This is a genomic window from Pseudoflavonifractor sp. An176 (genome assembly GCF_002160435.1).
Classification (GTDB): Bacteria; Bacillota; Clostridia; order Oscillospirales; family Oscillospiraceae; genus Enterenecus; species Enterenecus faecium.
In genome coordinates, this window is record NZ_NFKO01000010.1 from 17,020 (window position 1) to 39,376 (window position 22,357).

Annotated in this window: 19 protein-coding genes and 1 riboswitch; of the genes, 3 read left to right on the plus strand and 16 right to left on the minus strand. The window is 62.2% G+C overall.

The features are described from left to right. Positions 1-5 precede the first annotated feature (5 nt). The 9 genes from metG to B5F12_RS06495 all read right to left on the minus strand — a co-directional run bounded on the left by metG (position 6) and on the right by B5F12_RS06495 (position 11,553). The gene (gene metG / locus B5F12_RS06455) at positions 6-1,985 is read right to left on the minus strand and encodes a methionine--tRNA ligase (protein WP_087232062.1); all 1,980 of its coding nucleotides are present in this window, start codon (positions 1,983-1,985) and stop codon (positions 6-8) included. Then, positions 1,978-3,024: a hypothetical protein gene (locus B5F12_RS06460; RefSeq protein WP_087232065.1), complete on the minus strand. Its 1,047-nt coding sequence runs from the start codon at positions 3,022-3,024 to the stop codon at positions 1,978-1,980. Before B5F12_RS06460 ends, metG begins: the two co-directional genes overlap by 8 nt. Before the next feature lie 18 nt (positions 3,025-3,042). Beyond that, positions 3,043-3,726: a signal peptidase I gene (gene lepB / locus B5F12_RS06465; RefSeq protein ID WP_087232068.1), complete on the minus strand. Its 684-nt coding sequence runs from the start codon at positions 3,724-3,726 to the stop codon at positions 3,043-3,045. Next, positions 3,719-5,596 carry an ATP-dependent zinc metalloprotease FtsH gene (gene ftsH / locus B5F12_RS06470; protein WP_242954910.1) on the minus strand — a complete coding sequence of 626 codons (1,878 nt, stop codon included), beginning with the start codon at positions 5,594-5,596 and terminating at the stop codon, positions 3,719-3,721. Before ftsH ends, lepB begins: the two co-directional genes overlap by 8 nt. A gap of 34 nt (positions 5,597-5,630) precedes the next feature. Next, on the minus strand, positions 5,631-6,173 hold the full coding sequence (gene hpt, locus B5F12_RS06475; protein WP_087232071.1) for a hypoxanthine phosphoribosyltransferase: 543 nt from the start codon (positions 6,171-6,173) through the stop codon (positions 5,631-5,633). Next, positions 6,166-7,479 carry a tRNA lysidine(34) synthetase TilS gene (gene tilS / locus B5F12_RS06480; protein WP_087232074.1) on the minus strand — a complete coding sequence of 438 codons (1,314 nt, stop codon included), beginning with the start codon at positions 7,477-7,479 and terminating at the stop codon, positions 6,166-6,168. Before tilS ends, hpt begins: the two co-directional genes overlap by 8 nt. Next, a complete protein-coding gene (gene dnaB / locus B5F12_RS06485; RefSeq protein ID WP_087232077.1) occupies positions 7,479-8,843 on the minus strand; it encodes a replicative DNA helicase in 1,365 nt (454 codons plus the stop codon). Before dnaB ends, tilS begins: the two co-directional genes overlap by 1 nt. 30 nt (positions 8,844-8,873) lie before the next feature. Continuing rightward, positions 8,874-9,323: a 50S ribosomal protein L9 gene (gene rplI / locus B5F12_RS06490; protein WP_087232080.1), complete on the minus strand. Its 450-nt coding sequence runs from the start codon at positions 9,321-9,323 to the stop codon at positions 8,874-8,876. A gap of 208 nt (positions 9,324-9,531) precedes the next feature. Beyond that, a complete protein-coding gene (locus tag B5F12_RS06495; RefSeq protein WP_087232083.1) occupies positions 9,532-11,553 on the minus strand; it encodes a DHH family phosphoesterase in 2,022 nt (673 codons plus the stop codon). A 351-nt stretch (positions 11,554-11,904) separates the two neighbouring features. On the opposite strand from B5F12_RS06495, the gene B5F12_RS06500 reads away from it, so the two are divergent. Further along, positions 11,905-12,972, plus strand: a complete 1,068-nt coding sequence (locus tag B5F12_RS06500) for a branched-chain amino acid aminotransferase (protein WP_087232086.1) — start codon at positions 11,905-11,907, stop codon at positions 12,970-12,972. 716 nt (positions 12,973-13,688) lie between these two features. On the opposite strand, the gene B5F12_RS06505 is transcribed toward B5F12_RS06500, so the two are convergent. The 7 genes from B5F12_RS06505 to B5F12_RS06535 all read right to left on the minus strand — a co-directional run bounded on the left by B5F12_RS06505 (position 13,689) and on the right by B5F12_RS06535 (position 20,531). Further along, the gene (locus tag B5F12_RS06505) at positions 13,689-15,290 is read right to left on the minus strand and encodes a CTP synthase (RefSeq protein ID WP_087232166.1); all 1,602 of its coding nucleotides are present in this window, start codon (positions 15,288-15,290) and stop codon (positions 13,689-13,691) included. A 181-nt stretch (positions 15,291-15,471) separates the two neighbouring features. Beyond that, on the minus strand, positions 15,472-16,218 hold the full coding sequence (locus B5F12_RS06510; protein WP_343286313.1) for an ABC transporter ATP-binding protein: 747 nt from the start codon (positions 16,216-16,218) through the stop codon (positions 15,472-15,474). Continuing rightward, positions 16,215-17,243 carry an ABC transporter substrate-binding protein gene (locus tag B5F12_RS06515; RefSeq protein WP_087369414.1) on the minus strand — a complete coding sequence of 343 codons (1,029 nt, stop codon included), beginning with the start codon at positions 17,241-17,243 and terminating at the stop codon, positions 16,215-16,217. The genes B5F12_RS06510 and B5F12_RS06515 overlap by 4 nt, the downstream gene beginning before the upstream one ends. Next, positions 17,243-18,031: an ABC transporter permease gene (locus B5F12_RS06520; RefSeq protein ID WP_087232095.1), complete on the minus strand. Its 789-nt coding sequence runs from the start codon at positions 18,029-18,031 to the stop codon at positions 17,243-17,245. The genes B5F12_RS06515 and B5F12_RS06520 overlap by 1 nt, the downstream gene beginning before the upstream one ends. Beyond that, on the minus strand, positions 17,997-18,299 hold the full coding sequence (locus tag B5F12_RS06525) for a thiamine-binding protein (RefSeq protein WP_087232098.1): 303 nt from the start codon (positions 18,297-18,299) through the stop codon (positions 17,997-17,999). The genes B5F12_RS06520 and B5F12_RS06525 overlap by 35 nt, the downstream gene beginning before the upstream one ends. A gap of 51 nt (positions 18,300-18,350) precedes the next feature. Further along, positions 18,351-18,457: riboswitch (TPP riboswitch) on the minus strand. Between the two features lie 26 nt (positions 18,458-18,483). Continuing rightward, a complete protein-coding gene (locus B5F12_RS06530) occupies positions 18,484-19,830 on the minus strand; it encodes a GHKL domain-containing protein (RefSeq protein WP_087232100.1) in 1,347 nt (448 codons plus the stop codon). Between the two features lie 2 nt (positions 19,831-19,832). Then, a complete protein-coding gene (locus B5F12_RS06535; RefSeq protein ID WP_087232105.1) occupies positions 19,833-20,531 on the minus strand; it encodes a LytTR family DNA-binding domain-containing protein in 699 nt (232 codons plus the stop codon). A 191-nt stretch (positions 20,532-20,722) separates the two neighbouring features. On the opposite strand from B5F12_RS06535, the gene B5F12_RS06540 reads away from it, so the two are divergent. Both B5F12_RS06540 and B5F12_RS06545 read left to right on the plus strand, forming a co-directional pair. Beyond that, entirely contained in the window at positions 20,723-21,556 is an 834-nt protein-coding gene (locus B5F12_RS06540) for a hypothetical protein (protein WP_087232108.1), read from the plus strand. Beyond that, positions 21,553-22,356 (plus strand): hypothetical protein, encoded by an 804-nt coding sequence (locus B5F12_RS06545; protein ID WP_143482343.1) that lies wholly within the window; start codon positions 21,553-21,555, stop codon positions 22,354-22,356. The genes B5F12_RS06540 and B5F12_RS06545 overlap by 4 nt, the downstream gene beginning before the upstream one ends. Position 22,357 lies beyond the last annotated feature (1 nt).

A 22,357-nucleotide genomic window follows, 5' to 3' on the forward strand; every position in this document is an offset into this window, starting at 1 on the left:
CCTCGTTAGCACAGCTTGGCCCCGGCGGGGATGGCGTCGCTGACCATGAGCAGGTTCAGCTTCTCCTCGCCACGCTCGGTGTGGACGGCGGAGATGAGCATCCCCTGGCTCTCCTGGCCCATCATCTTGCGGGGGGGCAGGTTGACAATGGCCACCAGGGTCTTACCCATGAGCTCCTCGGGCTTGTAGTACTGGGCAATGCCGGAGAGAATCTGGCGGGGGGTTCCGGTGCCGTCGTCCAGGGTGAACTTGAGAAGCTTGTTGCTCTTCTTCACGTTCTCGCAGTTGACCACCTTCACAGCACGGAGGTCGTTCTTGCAGAAGGTGTCAAAGTCCACCTGCTCCTGGCTGAGAGGCTCCACCTCCAGGGCGGGGAGAGCGGCCTTCTTGGCCTCCTCGGCCACCCGCTCCAGCTCCTCCAGGGCCTTCTCGGCGTCCACACGGGGGAACAGGTTCTCGCCCTTGGACACGGTGGCGGTGTCGCTGAGGCTGCCCCACACGCCGGCGCTGTCCCAAGTGCGGCAGCCCTCACAGGCGCCAATCTGGGCAAACAGCTTGTCCATGCTCTCGGGCATGAAGGGGGTGAGGAGCACGCCGCAGATGCGGGTGGTCTCCAGCAGGTTGTACAGCACGTGGGCCAGGCGGGCGCCGCTTTGCTCCATGTCCTTGGCCAGGGCCCAGGGGGCATTCTCGTCAATGTACTTGTTGGCCCGCTGGATGACCTTGAACACCTCTTCCAGAGCCTTGTGGGGGGCGTAGGTGTCCATGTCCTTCTGGTAGGCGTCCCGCAGGGCGGAGGCCATGCCGATGAGCTGGGTGTCCACCTCCTGGGGCTCGGCCCAGGTCTTGCACCCGGCGGGCAGCTGGCCGCCGAAGTACTTGCCCACCATGGCGGTGGTGCGGCTGACCAGGTTGCCCAGGTCGTTGGCCAGGTCGGTGTTGATGGTCTGGATGAGCAGTTCGTTGGAGAAGTTGCCGTCGGAGCCGAAGGGGAAGGTGCGCATGAGGAAGAAGCGCAGGGCGTCCACCCCGAACATCTCAGCCAGGATATAAGGGTCCACCACGTTGCCCTTGGACTTGGACATCTTGCCGCCGTCCAGCAGCAGCCAGCCGTGGCCAAAGACCTTCTTGGGCAGGGGCAGTCCCAGGCTCATGAGCATGGCGGGCCAGATGATGGAGTGGAAGCGGACGATCTCCTTGCCCACGATGTGCACGTCGGCGGGCCAGAACTTATCGAAGTCGTCGTACTTGTCGTTGTCATAGCCCAGGGCGGTGATGTAGTTGGACAGGGCGTCCACCCACACATACACCACGTGGCCGGGGTCGAAGTCCACGGGCACGCCCCAGGTGAAGGAGGTACGGGACACGCACAGGTCCTCCAGGCCGGGCTTGATGAAGTTGTTCACCATCTCGTTGACCCGGCTGCGGGGCTCCAGGAAGTCGGTGTTCTCCAGCAGGTCCTGGATGCGGTCGGCGTACTTGGACAGACGGAAGAAGTAGGCCTCCTCCTCGGCGTCCTGCACTTCCCGGCCACAGTCGGGGCACTTGCCGTCCACCAGCTGGGACTCGGTCCAGAAGGACTCGCAGGGCTTGCAGTACTTGCCCACATACTTGCCCTTGTAGATGTCCCCGTTCTCGTACATCTTCTTAAAGATTTTCTGGATGGCGGAGACATGGTAGTCGTCGGTAGTGCGAATGAAGCGGTCGTTGGAGATGTTCATCAGCTTCCACAAATCCAGCACGCCCCGGTCGCCGCACACGATCTTGTCCACGAACTCCTTGGGGGACACACCCGCCTCGGCGGCCTTGTCCTCGATCTTCTGGCCGTGCTCGTCGGTGCCGGTGAGGAACATCACCTCACGGCCCCGCAGACGCTGATAGCGGGCGATGGCATCGGTGGCCACGGTGCAGTAGGTGTGGCCGATGTGCAGCTTATCGCTGGGGTAGTAAATGGGGGTTGTGATATAAAAACGATTGTCAGACATGGGTATCCTCCTCCTTGTTCTCTCCGGTAAACATCATGGCTTGGGATTCCTCCCGGCTCCAGGTCCAGTCCTCCTCCACCCGGGGCTGAGGCTCCGGCTGGGTCAGAGGCGGCTGCTGGTCCTGGGGCTCAACCTGGGGCTCTGGGTCCTGAATGGAACAGGTGTCCAGATTTCCCTCCCAGCCCACCTTGGGCGGATTTTGCAGGTTGATGGGCAGCCGCCACAGGGCCGCCAGGGCGGCGGCAGACTGGGAGATGAGCAGCATGGCGGTGCCGGTGTCCGGACTGGAGGCCAGGGCCACCCAGGAGCACACCACCGTCATCCCCGCCAGCCACAGGGTGCGGCGGGGCCGGGCGGCGGCACAGGACATGCCCGCCCAGTCGGTGTACATCAGCATCCCGGCGATCACCGCCAGCAGCAGGGGCACATAGTCCCACAGCACCGGGTCAGCGGCGCAGTTGCGGTAGGTATTCAGCAGCCAGCCGCACCCGGCACAGGCGGGCAGGGCCGCCCAGAAGCCGCCCCGGCTTCTCCGCCCGGGGTGGTAGCCGTCCCGGCCAATTTGCAGCAGTCCGAAGAAGGCCAGCAGGGCCAGTACGGCGGTGACCATACTCAGCACACCGTTGTCGCCCCCCTGCCAGGTCTTCATGGCCAAAGCAACCTGATAGGCCTTCCACAGGGCCCGGCCCTGTCCAAAGAGCATGGGCACAGCGGCCAGAGCGCTGAAGGCACTGAACCACATCAAGGCCAGAAAGACCAGGTCTCCGGTGGCGAAAAAGCTCATGGCCCATCTCCGGCCCCGGACCTGAGCGCGCGGGGGCCGAACAATCGGCTGACGGGCGGCCAGAATGCACAGCACCGCCGCCGCCATCACCAGCACACACACCATGGCCACGCTGGCGGTGGCGCCCCGGACGGGCAGACCGAAGTCCCCCTCAAAGACGGTGGACTCCTGCCACAGCCGCACTCCGGTGGCAAGCCCGGCCAGAGCCAGGGTGCACACCAGCCACAAAATCTGATAGGGTTTCTTTCCACGCATGGAATTCTCCTCCTTCCGTTACAACAGGGTGAAATCCTGGAAGGGGAAGAGCACCATCACCGCCCGCCCAATGACGCTGCGGGTGTCGATGATGCCGATGCTGGGGTAACGGCTGTCGGCGGAGTCGTTGCGGTTGTCGCCCATGACGAAGATGCACCCTTCCGGCACCGTCACATGGTTGACGCCCTCGCCGTAGTTGGGCACCTTCATGGCCTCCTTGATATAATCCTCTTCCAATGGGGTGCCGTCCACATAGACGGTCCCGGTGTCGTAGTCAATGTCCACCCGCTGGCCCTCGGTGGCGATGACCCGCTTGACCAGAGAGTCCTCCTGGTAGGAGCGCTGGGTGAGCACCACAATGTCCCCCTGCTTGGGCTCGTAGCCCAGGCACCACACCAGCATGGAGTCCCCGTTTTGCAGGGTGTTCTCCATGGAGCTGCCGCTGACCACGATGATGCGCACCACGAAGGTGAAGATCAAAATGAGGGCGGCCAGCACAAACACCAGGGTGCGGACATTCAAATACAGCTCATAACCCAGAGACGTGTCCTTCTTGGTGCGGGTGGGGGTGGGCGGCGGGGTGGTGGTCTCCGTGAGGTCGGTGAGGTCCGACCAATCACCGAGATTCAGATTCCCCAGGCCGTCGGTGCCCTCGGGCTCAGACGGGGTGGTGGGCTGGCTGTCCTGCCATAGTTCATCCATTATTTTCCACTTCCTCTGTGGGGATTTGTTGGGCCAGAGCCTGGGGGTCGTCGTACACCATCTGGAAGGTGGCGGCGTCCATGGTCTCAAAGGCCAGCAGATAGCGGGCCACCAGCTCCAGCTTGTCGCTGTCCCGCTTCAAAATCGCCTGACAGGCCTCATAGGCCTGGTCCAGCAGGTGCTTGACCTCGCTGTCAATGAGGGCAGCGGTCTCTTCCGAGTAGGGCTTGGCCTGGGCCATGGAGCGGCCCAGGAACACCTCGTCGTGCTCGGAGGAGAAGGTGACCAGTCCCAGCTTCTCGCTCATGCCGTACTTGGTCACCATGTCCCGGGCGATGGCGGAGGCCCGCTGCAAGTCGCTGATGGCCCCGGTGCACACAAAGCCCAGGGCGTGGGCCTCGGCGGCCCGGCCGCCCAGCAGGGTGCACAGGGTCTCGCACAGCTCCTGGCGGCTCACATGGCCCTTGTCTTCCTGGGGCCGGTTGATGGTCATACCGGCGGCCTGGCCTCGGGGGACGATGGTGATCTGATGCACCGGGTCCTGGGTGGCCAGAGCGTGGCTGACCACGGCGTGGCCTGCCTCATGGTAGGCGGTGATGCGGCGGTCCTCCTCCAGCTGGGCCCGGCTCTTCTTCTCGGGGCCGGCAATCACCTTAATCACCGACTCCTGAATGTCCTTGAGGGTGATAAAGGGCTGGTTTTTCCGGGCGGCCAGCAGCGCCGCCTCGTTCATCAGGTTCTCCAGGTCGGCTCCGGTGAAGCCGGTGGTCTCCCGGGACACCTCTTTGAGGTCCACGTCCTCGGCCAGGGGCTTGCGCCGGGCATGGACCTTCAAGATCTCCTCCCGGCCCTTCATGTCGGGGCGGCCCACATACACCTGGCGGTCAAAGCGGCCGGGGCGCAGCAGGGCGGGGTCCAGAATGTCCTGGCGGTTGGTGGCGGCCAGCACGATGACCCCCTCGTTGGCGGCAAAGCCGTCCATCTCCACCAGCAGCTGGTTGAGGGTCTGCTCCCGCTCGTCGTGGCCACCGCCCAGGCCAGCGCCACGCTGGCGGCCCACGGCGTCGATCTCGTCAATGAAGACAATGGCGGGGGCCTCTTTCTTGGCCTGGTCGAACAGGTCACGGACACGGGAGGCACCCACGCCCACGTACAGCTCCACAAAGTCGGAGCCGGAGATGGACAGGAACTTCACCCCCGCCTCCCCTGCCACGGCCTTGGCCAGCAGGGTCTTACCGGTGCCCGGAGGGCCCACCAGCAGCACGCCCTTGGGGATGCGGGCGCCCAGGTCGATGTATTTTTGGGGGTTGCGCAAAAAGTCCACCAGCTCTTGCAGCTCGGCCTTCTCCTCGTCGGCACCCGCCACGTCGGCAAAGGTGACCTTCACGGTGCCGTCCCCCTGGACGGTGCGGGCCTTGCCAAAGCGGCTCATGCCCCCCTGTCCGCCCTGGGCGTTTTGCTGGCGCATGGCCATCACGCCCCAGATCACCATGACCACCACCACGGTACCCACAATGGGAATGGTGATTTGCAGCCACAGGGGCATCTCATAGGCGGGCTGGATGTCAAACTCCTTTAAGGTGCCGTCGGCCTGCTGCTGGTCGATGACGTCCCCCAGGTCGTTGTAGAACAGCTCCACATCCGCCAGGCGGTGGTACCACACCTTTCCGTCCTCCATCTGGAGCACCAGGGTCTGGTTGTCCTCCACCTGGAAGGCAGTGACCTGTTCGTTTAAGAAATAGCTTCGCACCTGGCTGTATGAGATGAAGTTCTCCTGTTGGGCGGAGCGGAAGGCGGTAAAGCTCCACACCAGCAGCAGAATGAGCACCACATACACCACGGCACTGCGCACATGTTTTCCACGATTCAAAATTGAATACAGCTCCTTTTCTCCCCGAAGGGGCTCACTCGCCGCCGTAGACGGAGGGCTTCAAAATGCCCACATATGGCAGATTGCGGTACTTTTCGTCGTAGTCCAGGCCATAGCCCACCACAAAGGCATCGGGGATGGTAAAGCCCACATAGTCGGCCACAATGGGCTGGGTGCGGCGGTCGGGCTTATCCATCAGGGTGCAGATGCGGATGGAGGCGGGCTTGCGGGCCTTGAGAATCTCCATGAGGTAAAACAGGGTGTTGCCGGAGTCCAGAATGTCCTCCACGATGATGAGGTCCCGGCCCTCGATGGAGTCGGACAGGTCCTTCTTAATTTCCACCTGGCCGGAGCTCTTGGTGCCCGCTCCGTAGGAGGACACCGCCATAAAGTCCACCGTCACCGGCAGGTCGATGGCCCGGGTCAGGTCCGCCATAAAGATGTAGGAGCCTCGCAGCACCGAGGCCAGCACCGGCTCCTTCCCGGCGTAGTCGGCGGTGATCTGGGCGCCCAGCTCCTTCACGCGCTGACGGAGCTGCTCTTCACTATACAGAATGGATTCCACGTGTTCATGCATGGTCTTCGTTCTCCTTTGTCACATTGATAGATCGGGCGGGCTGTCCGGGCTGGGCCAAAAAGGCCTGGTCCACCCCCAGCAGCGCCACCGCTGCCACCCGCTCCCCCTGGGCCACCACCGGAAGGCGGGGGCGGAGGTGGGAGGGGATTTTCTTCTCGATCATAAGTTTTTTCACCGTCTTGGTGGGTCGCTTGGGCAATTGCAGGGTGTCCCCCACCTCTCTGGGGCGGAGCACATAGTCTCCCGGGATGAGCCACAGCCCCTCCCCCTTCTCTTGGGGGCATACCGCCGTGCGGCACTCCACCCGCCATTCCCCCCACGGGGTGTATCCGTCCCGAAGGGGCACCGGACTGAGGGTTTTTTCCTCCCGCACCGGGGCGATGTCCAGCCGATTCCAGCTTTTCCGGGCCACATAGCCGGGCAAATCCAGCCGGGCCCCGCTCTGGGCCTCTGCCATGAGTCCATACAGCCCATCCAAATACACCTGGGAGGGGTGGATGTGCAGCCCGGTGAGCACCTGGGCCAGCCGCCGCATCACCAGCGGTCTGGGCTGGGCCAGCAGCTGGGAAATGTCCACCGCCACCCCCTCCGGCCCTTCCGTCACTCCAGGCACGGCCTGGGCCAGGGTGTCCAGCAACTGGGCATCCTCCCGCAGCTTGGCCGCCGCCTGGGCGATGTGGTGTACCGCCTGGGGGTTGAGCTCAAAGAGCAGGGGCAGCACCTGGTGGCGCATCCGGTTGCGGGTGTAGGCGGGGTCGGCGTTGCTCTCGTCCTCCACGTGGGGGACGTGGCGGCGGCGGAGGTAGTCCTCCACCTGCTCCCGGGTCACCTCCAGCATGGGGCGGATGAGCATGTCCTGCCGGGGCTGAATGCCCCGCAGGCCCTGGAGTCCAGAGCCCCGGATGAGGTGCATGAGCACCGTCTCCGCCTGGTCTCCGGCGTGGTGCCCGGTGGCAATGAGGGTGTAACCCTCCCGCCGGGCGGTGTCGTAGAGAAAGGCATAGCGCAACGCCCGGGCGGTCTCCTCCACCCCCTGCCCCCGCTGGGCAGCGGCGTTGGGCACGTCCCCGTGGCCCACATGGAGGGGGACCTGGTGGCGTTCACACCAGGCACGGACAAAGTCCTCCTCCCCGTCGGAAGCTTGACGGATGCCGTGGTGGAAGTGGGCGGCCCCCACCTGGTAGCCGCCCCGGCTCGCCCCGTCCAAGAGGCGGCAGAGCAGATACATGGAGTCCGCTCCCCCGGACACGGCGCACAGCACCCGGTCCCCGGGGGCAATCAGGTGGTAGGAAAACAGCTCTGCCATCAGTAGTCCTCTTCGTCGTAGTTGTAGGCCAGATTGCGGAAGGTGGTGAACTCGGGCCGCCACTCCAGCATGACGGTGCCCGTCTCGCCGTGGCGGTTTTTGGCCACAATGCACTCGGCCACGTTGGGGTTCTCGGTGTCGTCCTCGTAGTAGCTCTCCCGGTAGATGAACATGACGATGTCGGCGTCCTGCTCGATGGAGCCGGACTCCCGCAGGTCGGAGAGCATGGGCCGCCGCTGGCCCGCCGCCCGGCTCTCGTTGGCACGGGAGAGCTGGGACAGGCAGATGACGGGGACGTTGAGCTCCTTGGCCATGAGCTTCATGGACCGGGAGATGTCGGAGACGATCTGCTGGCGGTTGTCGCTGGCCCGGGTGGGCCCTCCGGCGGAGGTCATCAGCTGGAGGTAGTCCACGATGACCAGCCCCAAATCCTTGATGCGGCGGCACTTGGCGTTCATGTCCGCCACGGACAGGGAGGAGTCGTCGTCCATGTAGATCTTGGCCTGGCTGAGGGTAGCCACCGCCATGGCCAGCCGGGACCACTCCTCCTCCCCCACAATGCGGCCGGTGAGCAGTTTTTTGTTGTCAATGAGGCACTCGGTGGAGATGAGCCGCAAACCCAGCTGCTCCCGGCTCATTTCCAAGGAGAAGATGGCCACGCTCTTGCCCGAGTGCTTGCCCGCCTCCAGGCCGATGTTCAGAGCCAGAGAGGTCTTACCCATACCGGGTCGGGCGGCGAGAATCAAAAGGTCGGAGTTGTTCAGACCGGAAATTCTCCGGTCCAGGTCAATGAGGCCGGTGGAGATGCCGGGGAACTCCGCCCCGTTCTCCTGCCGCTCCTTGATGGTCTCCCACACCTGGCTCATCACCGTGGCGATGTGGGTCATGCCCTGGGCGGAGCGGCCCTGGCGGATGGCGTAAATGCGCTGTTCGGCGGCCTCCAGAATCTGCTGGGCGGTGCCGCTCTCGCTGCGCACCATCTCCTCCAGCTCCCCGGCGGTCTCCCCCACTCTTCTCAGCAGGGCCTTGTCGGCCACAATGCTGACGTACTCCATGACGTTGGCCGCCGTGGGGGTGATCTCCATGAGCTGGCGCAGGTAGGCCACTGAGGTGTTCTCGTCGTACACCCCCGCCTGTTTCATGCGGTCCAGCACCGTCACCGGGTCGATGGTCTCGAAGCGGTTGAACATGGTGAACAGCACCTGGTAGAGCTCCCGGTTTTGCCGCAGATAGAAGTCGTCGGGGGTCAGGCGGGCCACCACGTCGGGAATACACCGGTCGTCGATGAGCATGGAGCCCAGCACCGCCTGTTCCGCCTCCACCGAGTGGGGCAGGCGCAGGCCATTGAATTCGTCCACTGTCATCCCTCCCAGTTGTATACTGTGGGCGTAATCTTACGCCTCCTCGGTGACCATCACACGGACGGTTCCGGTGATCTCATAGCCCAGCTTGCACTTGACCTCGTAGCCGCCAAAGGCCTTGATGGGGTCGGCCAGCACCAGCTTGGACTTGTTGATGTCGATGTTGTACTGCTGCTTGAGGCCCTCGGAGATCTCCTTGGTGGTCACCGAGCCGAACAGGCGGCCACCCTGGCCAGCCTTGGCCACGATCTTCACCGGGCACTCCTTCAAACGGCTCACCAGGTCCATGGCGGCCTGACGCTCCTCGGCCTCACGGGCACGGCGGGCCTTATCCTGCATCTTCATGGTGTTGATGTTCTCGGCGCTGGCCTCCACGGCCAGCTTGCGGGGCAGAAGGAAGTTGCGGGCGTACCCGTCGGACACGTCCACCATCTGGCCCTTCTTGCCGTGGCCCTTCACGTCCTGCTGTAAAATCACTTTCATGATGTGTTCCTCCTAAAAATATGGTTTGCTTGGAGGGCGTATCTGAAAACCAAGAAATCGCCGAATTTTCCACAAGCAACAGACAGATACAAGGCAAAAAGCGCAGGAATCCTGGGTGGATTCCGAGCATTTTTAACGCAGTAGCTGGCGTTGATTGTTGGGAAAGTCAATGATTTCGACTTTTCAGAAAGCCCCTAGGGAGAAGTGTTTACTCCTCCTCTTCCCCCATCTCCTCCGGGTCGTCGGTCTTGAAGTACCGCTCGAGCGTGGCCATGAGGGATTCCGTCACCTGCTTCAACGTCTGCCCGGCGATCTGGGCTCCGGCGGCTCCGGCGTTTCCGCCGCCGCCCAGGGCCTCCAAAATCACCTGGACATTGGTGTCGTTGATGCTGCGTGCCGACACCACCACCCGGTCCCCGTCGGGATAGAGGACGAAGGAGGTGTTGATGCCTGCAATATTCAACAGCTCATCGGCCGCCTGGGCGGCTGTGACCCGATTGACGGTATGGTCGACCGGCGCAATGGCAATATCCTGCCGGTACATCTTGGCATTTTGAATGATGCCGTACTTGGCCACGGTGTCGGCCAGGCCGGTCTGGAACATCTTCTTCACCTCGCCGGTGTCCCCTCCGGCCCGGCGCAGGAAGGCGGCGGCCTCGAAGGTACGGCCTCCGGTGCGCATGGTGAAGTTCTTGGTGTCCAGCATCAGGCCCGCCATCATGGCCTCTGCCTCGCCCCGCAGCAGCTCCCCGGGCTCCATGAGGTAGCCCAGCAGCTCGCTGACCAGCTCACAGGTGGAAGAGGCGTAGGGCTCGTGGAAATAGAGGGCGCCGCCCTCGATGTAGGTGGCGGCCCGGCGGTGGTGGTCGATGACCGCCACCTTGTTGCAGGACTGGAGCACCTCTCGGCTGGCCACCTGCTCGGGGCGGTTGGTGTCCACCACCACCAGCAGGGACCGGGAGTCCGCCTTCAAAAGGGTCTCCTGGCTGTCCAAAAACAGGTCCTTGTACTCCTCCATCCCCTCCAGCTTACGGTACAGCTGGTCGGCGGGGGTGGGGCCGCTCTCCCGGACGATGTAGTGGGGCACGCCCTTCTTGCGGGCAATGGCGCACACGCCCACGGCGGCGCCCACGGCGTCCATGTCGGCGGCGGCGTGGCCCATGACGAACACGCAGGAGGCGTCCGCCACCAGCTCGCCCAGAGCGGAGGCCATGACCCGGCTCTTGACCTTGGTGCGCTTCTCCGTCTCCTTGGCCCGGCCGCCGAAGAACTCGAAGTTGAAGCGGTTTTTCACCACCGCCTGATCGCCGCCCCGGGACAGGGCCATTTCCACGGACAGAGAGGCAAAGCGGTACAGGTCCGCCGGGGTCTCCCCGTCCACGCCGATGCCCAGGGAAAGGGTCACCGAGATACCGTTGGGGGTCTGCACCTGGCGGATGGAGTCGAGAATGGAGAACTTCTCCTCCTTGTACCCCTGCAAATACTGCTCCTCAAAGATGTAGAGGAAGCGGTCCCGGTCCAGACGGCAGAAGATGCCCCCCACATCCCCCATCCACTGAGAGATGCGCTGGTTGATGTCTGCGATCATGTTGGAGGCCACATTTTCCGGCAGCCCCTTGATGGTGTCCTCGTAGTTGTCCAGCAGCAGGATGGCCACCACCGGACGGGTGGCCTGGTAGATCTCTTTCAAATTGCTGGCCTCGGTGACGTCCAGCCAGTAGGTGGTGGCCAGCAGGCTCTCCTGGCCCTCCTCCTGGGTGCGGCCCACGTTGCCGAACACCTGGTAGCGGCGGCGGCCCATGGCCACCTCGTGGGGGCACTCGTGCTTGCCCTCCAGCAGCCAGCGGCTGTCGAACTGGGGGGCAATGTCGGTGAGTTTGGTGTCAAACAGGCGGTTCCGGTCCCCGGACAGGTGGAGGAAGCGGTCGTTGGACCACACGATCTCCTCGGTGTCGGGGCGGAACATCATCACCGGCAGGGGGCAGTTGAGGGTGCTGTCCCGGGTGGCCTCGTCCACGCTGCCCAGCAGCTGGTCCAGGTACCGGGTGGCCTCCCGGCGGCGCAGCAGAGAGGCCCGGAGATAGAGCAGGTACAGCACCAGCACCACCGCAGCCTCTCCCAAGGCCATCTGCACATTGCCCAGCAGGGCGGTGATGGCGGCAAAGACAATCATAACCAAAAAGTACAGGCCAAATCGAGGGCCCAGCAGCCGGGACAATGTCCGATTCATCTCATTCACTCCTTTTGTCCCAAAATCCCCGTCTCACAGGGGTCCTCCGGGGTGTTTGGGCGGTTTTTCGCCCCCGTTCCCCGGGAAAATACAAAACTCCATACAGATGAATTATTATATCAAATCCCACCCGTAAAAACAAGGGATTGGAAATCAAAATGGAAGGGGCACAAGAAATGTGGACAGATTGGATAAAATGCCATTGCACATCCCCGTCCCAGTTGCTATAATAGTTTTCACCAATCATTCAGGTATCTGCCTGGAGGTATTTGCGTCAGCCGTGGTTCTCGGTTGACGCAATCTTCTCACCCCGAGCATTTACCGCTTTACTGTGTAAAGGAGACGAGTTCCATGCTGGATATTCAAGTCAAGCTGGCCGAGCAGCGCAAGCCCCTGCCCGACCCCGACACCCTGCAATTCGGTAAGACCTTTACCGACCACATGTTTTTGATGAACTACGACGCCGGCCAGGGCTGGCACGACGCCCGGGTGGTGCCCTACGGCCCCCTGTCCATGGAGCCCTCCTGCATGGTGTTCCACTACGCCCAGGAAATTTTTGAGGGCTTGAAGGCCTACCGCACCCCCGAGGGCAAGGTGCAGCTGTTCCGCCCGGTGGAGAACGCCCGGCGTTTGAACTCCTCCTGCCAGCGCCTGTGCATCCCCGAGATTCCCGAGGAGGACTTCGTCCAGGCGGTGAAGGCTCTGGTGAAGGTGGATGAGGCCTGGGTGCCCAACAAACTGGGCACCTCCCTGTATATCCGCCCCTTCATCATCGCCACCGACTGCTCCCTGGGTGTCCACGCCTCCCACAGCTACCTGTTTGCCATCATCTGCTGCCCCGTGGGCGCCTACTACCCCGAGGGCATCAACCCGGTGAAAATCTACGTGGAGAGCGAGGACGTGCGGGCGGTGCGGGGCGGCACCGGCTACACCAAGTGCGGCGGCAACTATGCCGCCTCCATCCGGGCCGGAGAGCGGGCGGAGGCCCAGGGCTACTCTCAGGTGCTGTGGCTGGACGGCGTGCACCGCAAGTATATTGAGGAAGTGGGGGCCATGAACGTGCTGTTCAAGGTAAACGGCACCGTCATCACTCCCCAGCTCACCGGCTCCGTGCTCCCCGGCATCACCCGCAAGAGCTGCCTGGAGCTGCTGCGTGATTGGGGCATTCCCGTGGAGGAGCGGCTGGTCACCGCCCAGGAGCTGTTTGACGCCGCCAAGGCGGGCACCTTGGAAGAGGCCTGGGGCACCGGCACCGCCGCCGTGGTCTCCCCCATCGGCCTGCTGGCCTGGGAGGACCAGAAGGTGGAGGTCAGCGGCGGCAACATCGGCCCCCTGACCCAGAAGCTGTACGACACCCTCACCGGCATCCAGTGGGGCACCATTCCCGACACCCACGGCTGGGTGGTTCCCGTGGAATAAGTTGAAAAAGGACGCTGCATTCCATGTGCAGCGTCCTTTTTATCTGAAATCCACGGTTGTGATGGAAAAGGCCTACCCTTCCACCGTCTTTCTGGTTCCGGCTTGCCAGCCTGGCGGGGACGCTACCCGCTGGGGGTTTCTTTTGAGCGGGCAAAAGAAACCAAAACCCGCTTAGGGCGTTCCCCCCTAAGGACCTCCCTTGGGGTACGAGGCTGGAACTGCGTCAAGTCTCTATTCGGCCCGTCACCCTTGCTGCGGCCCCTGTTTGTGCCACCACACCAGGCTATCTTGGGCAGCTGGCCCTATAGCTAGGTGGTTTCCATGCCCGGGCCTACCTTGGAGAAGCGGCGTTCCCGCCGCTGGGAACCAGGCATCCGGTAGCTGGGAACAGCGACTCACCAAGGTAAAGCCCTGGCAGTAGAAGGATGCTCCAGCAGAGAAGTAGATACCCCCCATAGAACGACAAACCGTCCATGTGACCTCACCGGGCCAAGGGCTGAAAATAGAACGGCGCACACTCCAACCAGTACCGGCGGGGTGGATTCCACAAGGCGGGGGAAGGCCCCGCCTTTGGCGATTCTTTCCCCGATTTCTCATCGCTGAGAAATCGGGCCCAGCGGAGCGCGTCCCCTGCCAGGGGCGCAGGTCCCACACCTGAGAAATAAGTCGAAAAAGCGGATGCAACTTCCACAGCTGCATCCGCTTTTGTGTATCTTTTACTTCTGGTACGCCTTGGCCGCCCCCACAAAGCCCCGGAACAGGGGATGGGCCCGGTTGGGTCGGCTCTTCAGCTCGGGGTGGAACTGACCTGCCACAAACCAGGGGTGGTCGGGCAGCTCCACCATCTCCACCAGCCGTCCATCCGGGGACAGGCCGGAGAGCACCAGCCCCGCCTTGGTTAGCTCCTCCCGGAAGGTGTTGTTTACCTCGTAGCGGTGGCGGTGGCGCTCGTGGATGTCCTGGACCCCGTAGATGTCAGCGGCCCGAGTGCCCTCCACCAGGTGGCAGGGGTAGCTGCCCAGCCGCATGGTGCCGCCCATGTCGGTGACCCCCACCTGGTCGGGCATCAGGTCAATGACGGGATGGGTGGTGGCGGGATTGAGTTCGGAGGAGTGGGCGTCGGTCATGCCGCACACATGGCGGGCAAACTCCACCACAGCCAGCTGCATGCCCAGGCAGATGCCCAGGAAGGGGATGTTGTTCTCCCGGGCGTAACGGATGGCGGAAATTTTGCCCTCAATGCCCCGGTTGCCAAAGCCGCCGGGCACCAGAATACCCTGCACGCCCTCCAGCACCTGGGCCACGTTGTCCTGGGTGACCGTCTCGGAGTCCACCCAGCGGATGTGCACCTTCACGTCGTTTTCAATGCCGCCGTGGGTGAGGGCCTCCACCACGGACAGATAGGCGTCGTGGAGGGAGACGTACTTGCCCACCAAAGCGATCTCCACGGTGTCTTTCACGTTCTTGGCCCGGTACACCATGGTGGCCCACTCGGTGAGGTCGGGGGCGTGACAGATGAGCCCCAGACGACGCACCACCACGTTGGCCAGCCCCTCCCGCTCCAGCATCAGGGGCACCTCATAGAGAATGTCGGCGGTGAGGTTGGGGATGGCGTTTTCCACCGGAATGTTACAGAACAGGGCAATCTTGTCCAAAATATCCTGGGGAATGGGGGCATCGCTGCGGCACATGATGACATCCGGCTGAATGCCCAGGCTCAACAGCTCCTTGGCCGAGTGCTGGGTGGGCTTGCTCTTGAGCTCCCCAGAGCCGGGAATGGAGACAATGAGGGAGACGTGAATGAACATCACGTCCTGACGCCCCCGCTCGGCGGCCACCTGCCGGATGGCCTCCAGGAAGGGCTGGGACTCAATGTCGCCCACGGTGCCGCCAATCTCCACAATGGCCACATCGGTGTCGGGCCCCTCCAGAGAGTAGATGTTGGCCTTGATCTCGTTGGTGATGTGGGGGATGATCTGTACCGTGCCCCCCAGGTAGTCCCCCCGCCGCTCCCGGTTCAATACGTTCCAGTACACCTTACCCGAGGACACCGAGGAGTTAAAGGTGAGGTTTTCGTCAATAAATCGCTCGTAGTGGCCCAAATCCAGGTCGGTCTCCGCCCCGTCGTCGGTGACGAACACCTCCCCGTGCTGGTAGGGGCTCATGGTGCCCGGGTCCACGTTGAGGTAGGGGTCCAGCTTCTGCACCTTCACCCTCAGCCCTCGCTGTTTCAGCAGGCGGCCCAGAGAGGCGGCGGTGATGCCCTTGCCCAGACCGGACACCACACCCCCGGTGACAAAGATAAATTTCGTGTTCATGGCCATATGTGCTTCCTCCTTTGGACAGGAAGATGCGCCCTTGCGCCGGACCCCATTGCCCGGCCCTGTCAAAAAAATAATACGCAATATTTTACCCCCGTACCCCGGGACAAGTCAAGGCACGGCCTCGCCAATTTCCCGGGGGTACGGGGGTGAATTTCTGGTATAAAATGTAACTCTCTCACCCCTGGGCGTGGAGGGCGGCGATGATGCGCCGCTTGTACGCCAAAAATTCCGGGGTGAGGTTGAACTCCACGTGGCGGGGCCGGGGCTCTTGCACCACGATCTCCTCCCCAATGCGGCCGTCCATGAGAAGATAGATGCGGTCGGAGAGGAGGATGGCCTCGTCAATGTCATGGGTGATAAAGAGGGTGGACAGGCGAATGTCCTCCATCACCTTCAAATACCACTCGTGCACCGAGGACTTGGTGAGGGTGTCCAGGGCGGAAAAGGGCTCGTCCAGCAGCGCCACGTTCTGGGAGAACAGGTAGGTGCGCAGCAACGCCGCCCGCTGGCGCATGCCGCCGGACAGCTGCCCCGGCCACTTCTTCTCGGTGCCCTCCAGCCCGAACTGGGCAAACAGGGCGGCGGCCTGGGCCCTGGCCTCCTTTTTCTTCATCCCCCGCAGCATCAACGGCAGCGCCACATTGTCCTCAATGGTGCGGTAGGGCAGCAACAGGTCCTTTTGCAGCATGTAGCTGATGCGGCCGGGCTGGCCCGTCACGTCCTCCCCGTCCAGAAATACCTGCCCTTTGTCGGGGCGGAGCAGGCCGGAAATGACGTTGAAGAGGGTGGTCTTTCCGCCGCCGCTCACCCCCAGCAGGCACACCAGCTCCCCCTCCTTGAGGTGGATGGACACGTCACGGAGGACCTGGTTGTCTCCAAAGGCCAGGCTGACGTTGCGTACTTCCAGCTTGTCCACGGTCACTTCTGGGGCAGGTAGTCGTTGGAGAATCCGGCGTTGGGGTCCACGGTGCCCTCCAGCAGCTGGTTGTCGTTGAGCCAGGTGAAGAAGCCGCTCCAGCGGTCCGGGTCCATCTCGCCCCAGCGCTCCGCGTCCGCCTGGTACTCCTTGGCCAGGTACTTCTGGCTGGCCACCACCAGCTCCTCGTTGCTCTTGAGCTCGGGGGCGGCCTCCATGAGAATCTGGGCGGCCTCCTCGGGGTGCTCCATGGCGTACTCATAGCCCTGGGTCACGGCGGCCATAAATGCCTTGGACTCCTCCTCATGCTCGCTGAGATAGGTATTGTTGCCGATGATCACGGGGGTGTAGAAGTCAAACACCGGGTCGATGTCGGCAAACTCGAAGTAGTCGGTGTCCAGACCCGCCACCTCACAGGCGATGCCCGCCCAGCCGTAGTAAATCCAGATGGCGTCCACAGACTTGCTCTCCAGGGCAGACACCTCGTCGGTGACGGTGGAGGGGATGAGCTCCACCTTGGAGAAGTCGCCGCCGTCGGCCTCCATCACCTGCTGGATGGTGGCCTTCTCCACGGGCAGGTCCCAGGTGGCGTACTTGTGGCCCTCCAGGCCCTTGGGAGTGTCCATACCCTCCCCGGCCCGGGAGATGATGCCGGAGGTGTTGTGCTGGATGATGGCAGCCACAGCGGTGATGGGCAGGGGGTCGTCCCCAATGAGGCCGGGGGCGATGTAGTCCTGGAAGGACACGCCGAACTGGGCCTTGCCCGAGGCCACCAGCACCTCCGCGCCGTCCTCGGGGGGCTGCACCACCTCCACCTCCAGGCCGGCATCTTCAAAATAGCCGTTGGCCATGGCCACATAGATACCGGTGTGGTTGGTGTTGGGGGTCCAGTCCAGCACGAAGGTGATCTTCTCCAGGTCCTTCTCCCCGTCCTGGGTGTTGTTCTCAGTCTTCTGCCCGCAGGCAGTGAGAGACGCCGCCAGGCCCAGGGTCAGCGCCCCGGCCAGCAGACGATATGTCCATTTCTTCATCATTTGTTCCTCCTCTTCTCCTCATCCACGGAGCGGTAGGGCATACACCGCCGCTCCAGCCACCCCACCAGGGCCATGAGGGCCAGGGACAGGGCGGAAATCAAAAAGATCACAGCAAACATCTTGTCAAAGGCAAAGGCCTTTTTCACCCGGGTCATGTACACGCCCAGGCCACCAAAACCGCCCAGCCACTCGCTGATGACGGCGCCCACAATGGAGTAGGCGGCGGCGATGCGCAGCCCGGAAAAGAACTGGGGCAGAGCCCAGGGGCATTTCAAGTAGCGGAAAATCTGCCACCGCCCCGCTCCCATGGAGCGCAGAAGCCCCACGGCATCGGGGTCCACCCCCCGGAAGCCGTCCAGCAGTCCCACCGTCACCGGGAAGAAGGTGACCAGCACCACCAAAATGACCTTGGGGGTCATCTCATAGCCAAACCACAGCACCAACAGGGGCGCAATGGCCACGGTGGGGATGGTCTGGGTGATGACCAGAATGGGGTAGAAAATCTTGTACAGCAGCTCAAAGGCATCCATGGCCACGGCGAACACAAAGCCCACCGCCACCCCAATGCACAGGCCTAGGGCGGCCTCCTGCAAGGTGATGAGCAGGTTTTCCCACAGGGCGGGGGCGTCGGTGACAAAGGCGGTGACCACCTGCACCGGGGAGGGCAGCATGTAGCTGGGCACCAGCCCGGACACACACACCAGCTGCCACACCGCCAGCAGCACCGCCACCCCGGCGATCCCGGGCAGCTTAGCCCTGGTGGTGCTTGGTAACTTTCTGATCAATGGTGAGAATCTCCCCTTCCGGCTCGTAGACCACCTTGATATAGGCGGACACTTTCTTGGCGCCAGCCCGGACAGCCACATGCTGGCACTCCTTGACAATGTCCATGAGCTGGTCGTAGTTGTCCCCCTCGATGGTGGTCTCAAAGGGACCCACATAGTAGTTCAGGCCGGTGGAGCGGATGTAGTCGATGACCTCATCCACCATGCGCACCAGTTCCTGGTCGTTGTCCGCCTGGGGCAGACTCTGAATGGCAACACTTGCTTTCATTGCTCTTCCTCCATGCATAAAAAATACCCCGCCGGCAATACCGGCGGGGCACCACAAAACACCTATGCTCCCTACGCTGGCATTACCCAGATCAGGTTAAGGGTCGCAGGATATACCTGCCTCTCAGCTCCTTTCCTGGAGCTCCCCTGTCAACATGCCAGTTTAGTCCTTTTTTCGGCGGTTGTCAACACTTTGCGTCCTGTGCCATCCTCCGTGATTCTCGGACCGATACCCCCTGCCCAATCATCACGGTCATGGTAAACCGCCGCTTCTCCGGATCATAGTCCCACTGGAAATCCCCTTCATACTTTTTCAGGGCCTTGGCCACACGTTTCAGCCCAAAACCGTGTCCCTCTCCCCCTGCCTTGGTGGAGCGCAGCCCATCCTCCCCCACCACGGGGGGCCGATCACAGCTGTTTTCCACCACCACCACTTGGTAGCCATTGCGCAGGGCAGTGGCCAGCTCCACCCACTTTTCCTGGGAGTCCCGGGCGGCGGTGAGGGCGTTGTCCAGGAGGTTGCCCAGGATGGCCACCAGGTCGAAATCCTCCACGCCCTCCAGGTTGCACAGCTGTACATCATAGGTAAAGGCGATGTTCTTCAGCTCGCAGGCGGTGACGTACTTGTCCACCATCACATCCAGGACCCGGTTGCCGCTGTGGCAGCGGCGGGTGTATGCCTGGAGCTGCTGCTCCATCTGGGCGATGTACTGCTCCACCTTGGGGTCCTGGTTCAGGTTTCGGATGGCCTCCAGGTGATTTTTGGCGTCGTGGGCGTAGCTTCTCAGCTGCTGGTTCTGCCGCTCCAAAATCTCATAATAGGACTGCTCCATCTGGAGCTGCTCTTCCTTTTGGCGCTGGGCCAAGGCAATCCGTTTCCGCTCCCACCCCAGCTGGTACACCAACACCACCACTACTGTGGCCACACACAGGGCCATGCTGACCATCAGCATCATCGTGCGCCCGGACATGGTCACCGGCTCCTGGGCTATGCCTTTGGCCAGCCATATCACCCCCGCCAGCACAGCGGCCGGACACAGATACACAGGCACCGGAAGCTTGGGCCGCCCCTTATCGCCTGCCGCCAGATTGGCAATCACCAGGGCTCCCAGTTCAAAGAGCAGACAGGAAAGCGCCGCTTGCGTCATATCCAACGCCTCAAAAAAATCCCCCTGCTGCTTGAACACAAATTCACGGGCAATCACCGCCGCCAGCACACGCAGGATGGCGAGGACCCCTGCGTATCCCACCACCCTCCAGGGTGAAATTCGGAAGGCCAGCCAGCCCATGGCAAAACAGACGACAAAAAAGGTGCCCACACCAGAAGCTTTCCATACAGACAGCCCCATATGGGACAGTTCCGCCACCAGCATGGGTTGTACCACCAAGACCGTAAGGCCCAGCAACAGCAACTCCCATTCGGGTATCCGCGGCTTTGCCAGCCGAGAAAAGAACAGATACATAATCACAAGTTCCAGCAAGGCCACCACCGGAGAGGTGGCGAAGTTCCACTCTCCAAACAGTTCAATCATTCCTATCGCCTCCTCAAATAGTCAAACCAGTATTTGTGAAAGGCCGCCTGTCGCCGGGGCGCAATGGGGATGCGCTCTCCGGTCACCAGATACAGCTCGGAATAGGCATATTTGGTCACATGGTGGAGGTTGACCAGAAAGGACTTGTGGACGGGATAGAAAAACAGGTTGGGCAGCTTCTCCTCCCACACCTCCAACCGATCCCCAGTGACATACCGCTGGGTCTCGGTTACCACCACCACTCGGCGGTTCTCCCGGGTGACATACAGTACATCATCCGCCAGCACCCGCACCTGGGCCTGCTGATTGTACACGAATACATCCACATAGGCCCCGTCAATGTACTCCATGGCCTTGTCCAGCCCCGCATACAGCCGCTTCGGGTCAAAGGGCTTTTCCAAGTAGCGGAAGGCGTGGAGGTCCATGGCGTCGTCCTGGTACTCCCGGTAGGCGGTGACAAAGAACAGGGCCACCTTGCCGTTGCGGCATTTCAGCTCATGGGCCAGGGTAATGCCGTCCACCCCCTCCATCTGAATGTCCAAAAAGGCCAGGGTATAGGCCGTCTGGCTGTCCATCACCTGCCGGGGATCGGTGGCGGTGTCCAGGTGGGCGACAATGCCCCGTTGGGCCAGGTACGCCTGGACATGCTCCCGCACCTGCTCCAAAAATACGGGCTCATCATCGCAAATCAGCACGTTCATCGCCACTTCTCACCCCCTGGTTTTCTGTTCAAAAATATCTTAGCATTCCCCTTGCTGGGCCGTCAACCGCCCCCCGTCCGCACTTTGACGGGATTTTCTTGCACTTGGACAAAAGGGCTTTTTTGCCTTGGAATTCCATGGTACAGTGAATACACCAAATCCCCACAGGAATCCAAAGGAGGGAATCGAGTATGTACTGCAAAGCCACCCGCACCCAGATCAAGCTGCTCCTGAGCCAGTGGGGCGCCCTGCTGGCCTTCCTGTTGCTGCTGGCCCTGGCCCTCAACAACTTCGTGGAGAACGTGCTGGAGTTTCAGGGCACCGACGCACTGCTCATGTATCACCCCGCCAAGATGCTCAGCCTCAGCCACAACAGAAGCTACTACATGGCAGATACCATCATGATGCTGGTACAGCTGGTCCCTCTGCTCATCTGCATCCCCGCCGCCCTCTCCCTGTCCAAGGAGCAGCACACCGGGGAGTCGGTGGCCATGGTGGCCCGGCTGGGCGCCCGCACCTATCTGTTTTCCAAGATCACCGCCGTATTCGTGGTGACCACCCTGGTGTTTTCCGTTCCCTTTTTCATGGAACTGGCCTTGAACTGCATCTCCTTCCCCCTCAAAGGCGTCGGAGACTTTGGAAACGGGAATCTGTACGGCTCGGAGTATATCGAAACCACCAAAAACTACCTGTTCTATCCCATTTACCGCATTTCCCCCTACCTCTACACCGTGGTGGGTATTCTCCACTTCGGCATGGTCATGGGGCTGCTGGCCGCTGCCACCACCACCCTCTCCGCCCTGGTGCGGGTGAAATTCCGGGTGGTGCTCCTCCTCCCCGCCTTTCTCCTCCTCGAGCTGTCGGCATACCTGTCTCAATCCTTTGATGTATATTGGGCCCACTACGTCACCCTCTTCCACGGGGAGCCCCGCAATGACCTAGTCTTTGGGGTGGTCATTTTGGCCCTGCTGGCCTTCGTCATCCTGGGTACCCTGTGCGCTTCCCGAAAGGACTGGTTGTCATGAGGATGCGGCTGAAGCAAAACGCCTGGATGTTCCCCGCCGCTCTCTTTTTTGGGCTGTGGCTGTCCTGGTCCTACGTCAACCCCTATGGAGGTGTCACCTCTCTGTCCTCCCTGGTGTGTCAGCTCAGCGGAGCCCGGGGAGACTTCTCCTTGGATATCAATCTCCATGCACTGCTGGACCTCACCCTTCGACTGCTCCCCTCGCTGATCTTCCAGGCCCTGGCGGGCATCTCCCTCTACCGCCACACCTGCACCGCCAGCGTCTACGTCTTTTCCCGCATGCCCAACCGCCTGAAATGGTATGGGAAGGAGTGCGGCATTCTCGCCCTGCAAACCCTGCTCTACCAGGCCCTGGTGCTGGCCGCAGCGGTGGGGCTGGCCGCGGTGCGCTGTACCATCACCGATGTCTCCCAGGGGCTTCCGGTCCTGCTGACCCACCTGACCCTCTGGAGTCTGTGGACCTTCGCCTTCACCTTGGGCGTCAATCTGTTGGCCATCTATGTGGGCAGCTCCGCCGCCTTTGCCGCCCTGGCCGGGGTCCAGGTGGCGTGCATCGGCGCACTCATCGCCCTGGTCCCCCTCATCGAGCAGCCCGAACTGGCCCAGCAGTTCCTGCGCATCAATCCCGTCAGCTGCCTGGTCCTCAGCTGGCACAGAAGCATATTCCCCTCGTCCAGCTATACCCTGTCTGTGGGGGACTCCCTGACCTTTTTGCTCCTGGCCGCCGTGGTGGTGGCAGCGGTAGGCGGCTGGTTGATCCGCCGCCACGACTTACTCAAAACAGAAATGGATGGAGGGTAAC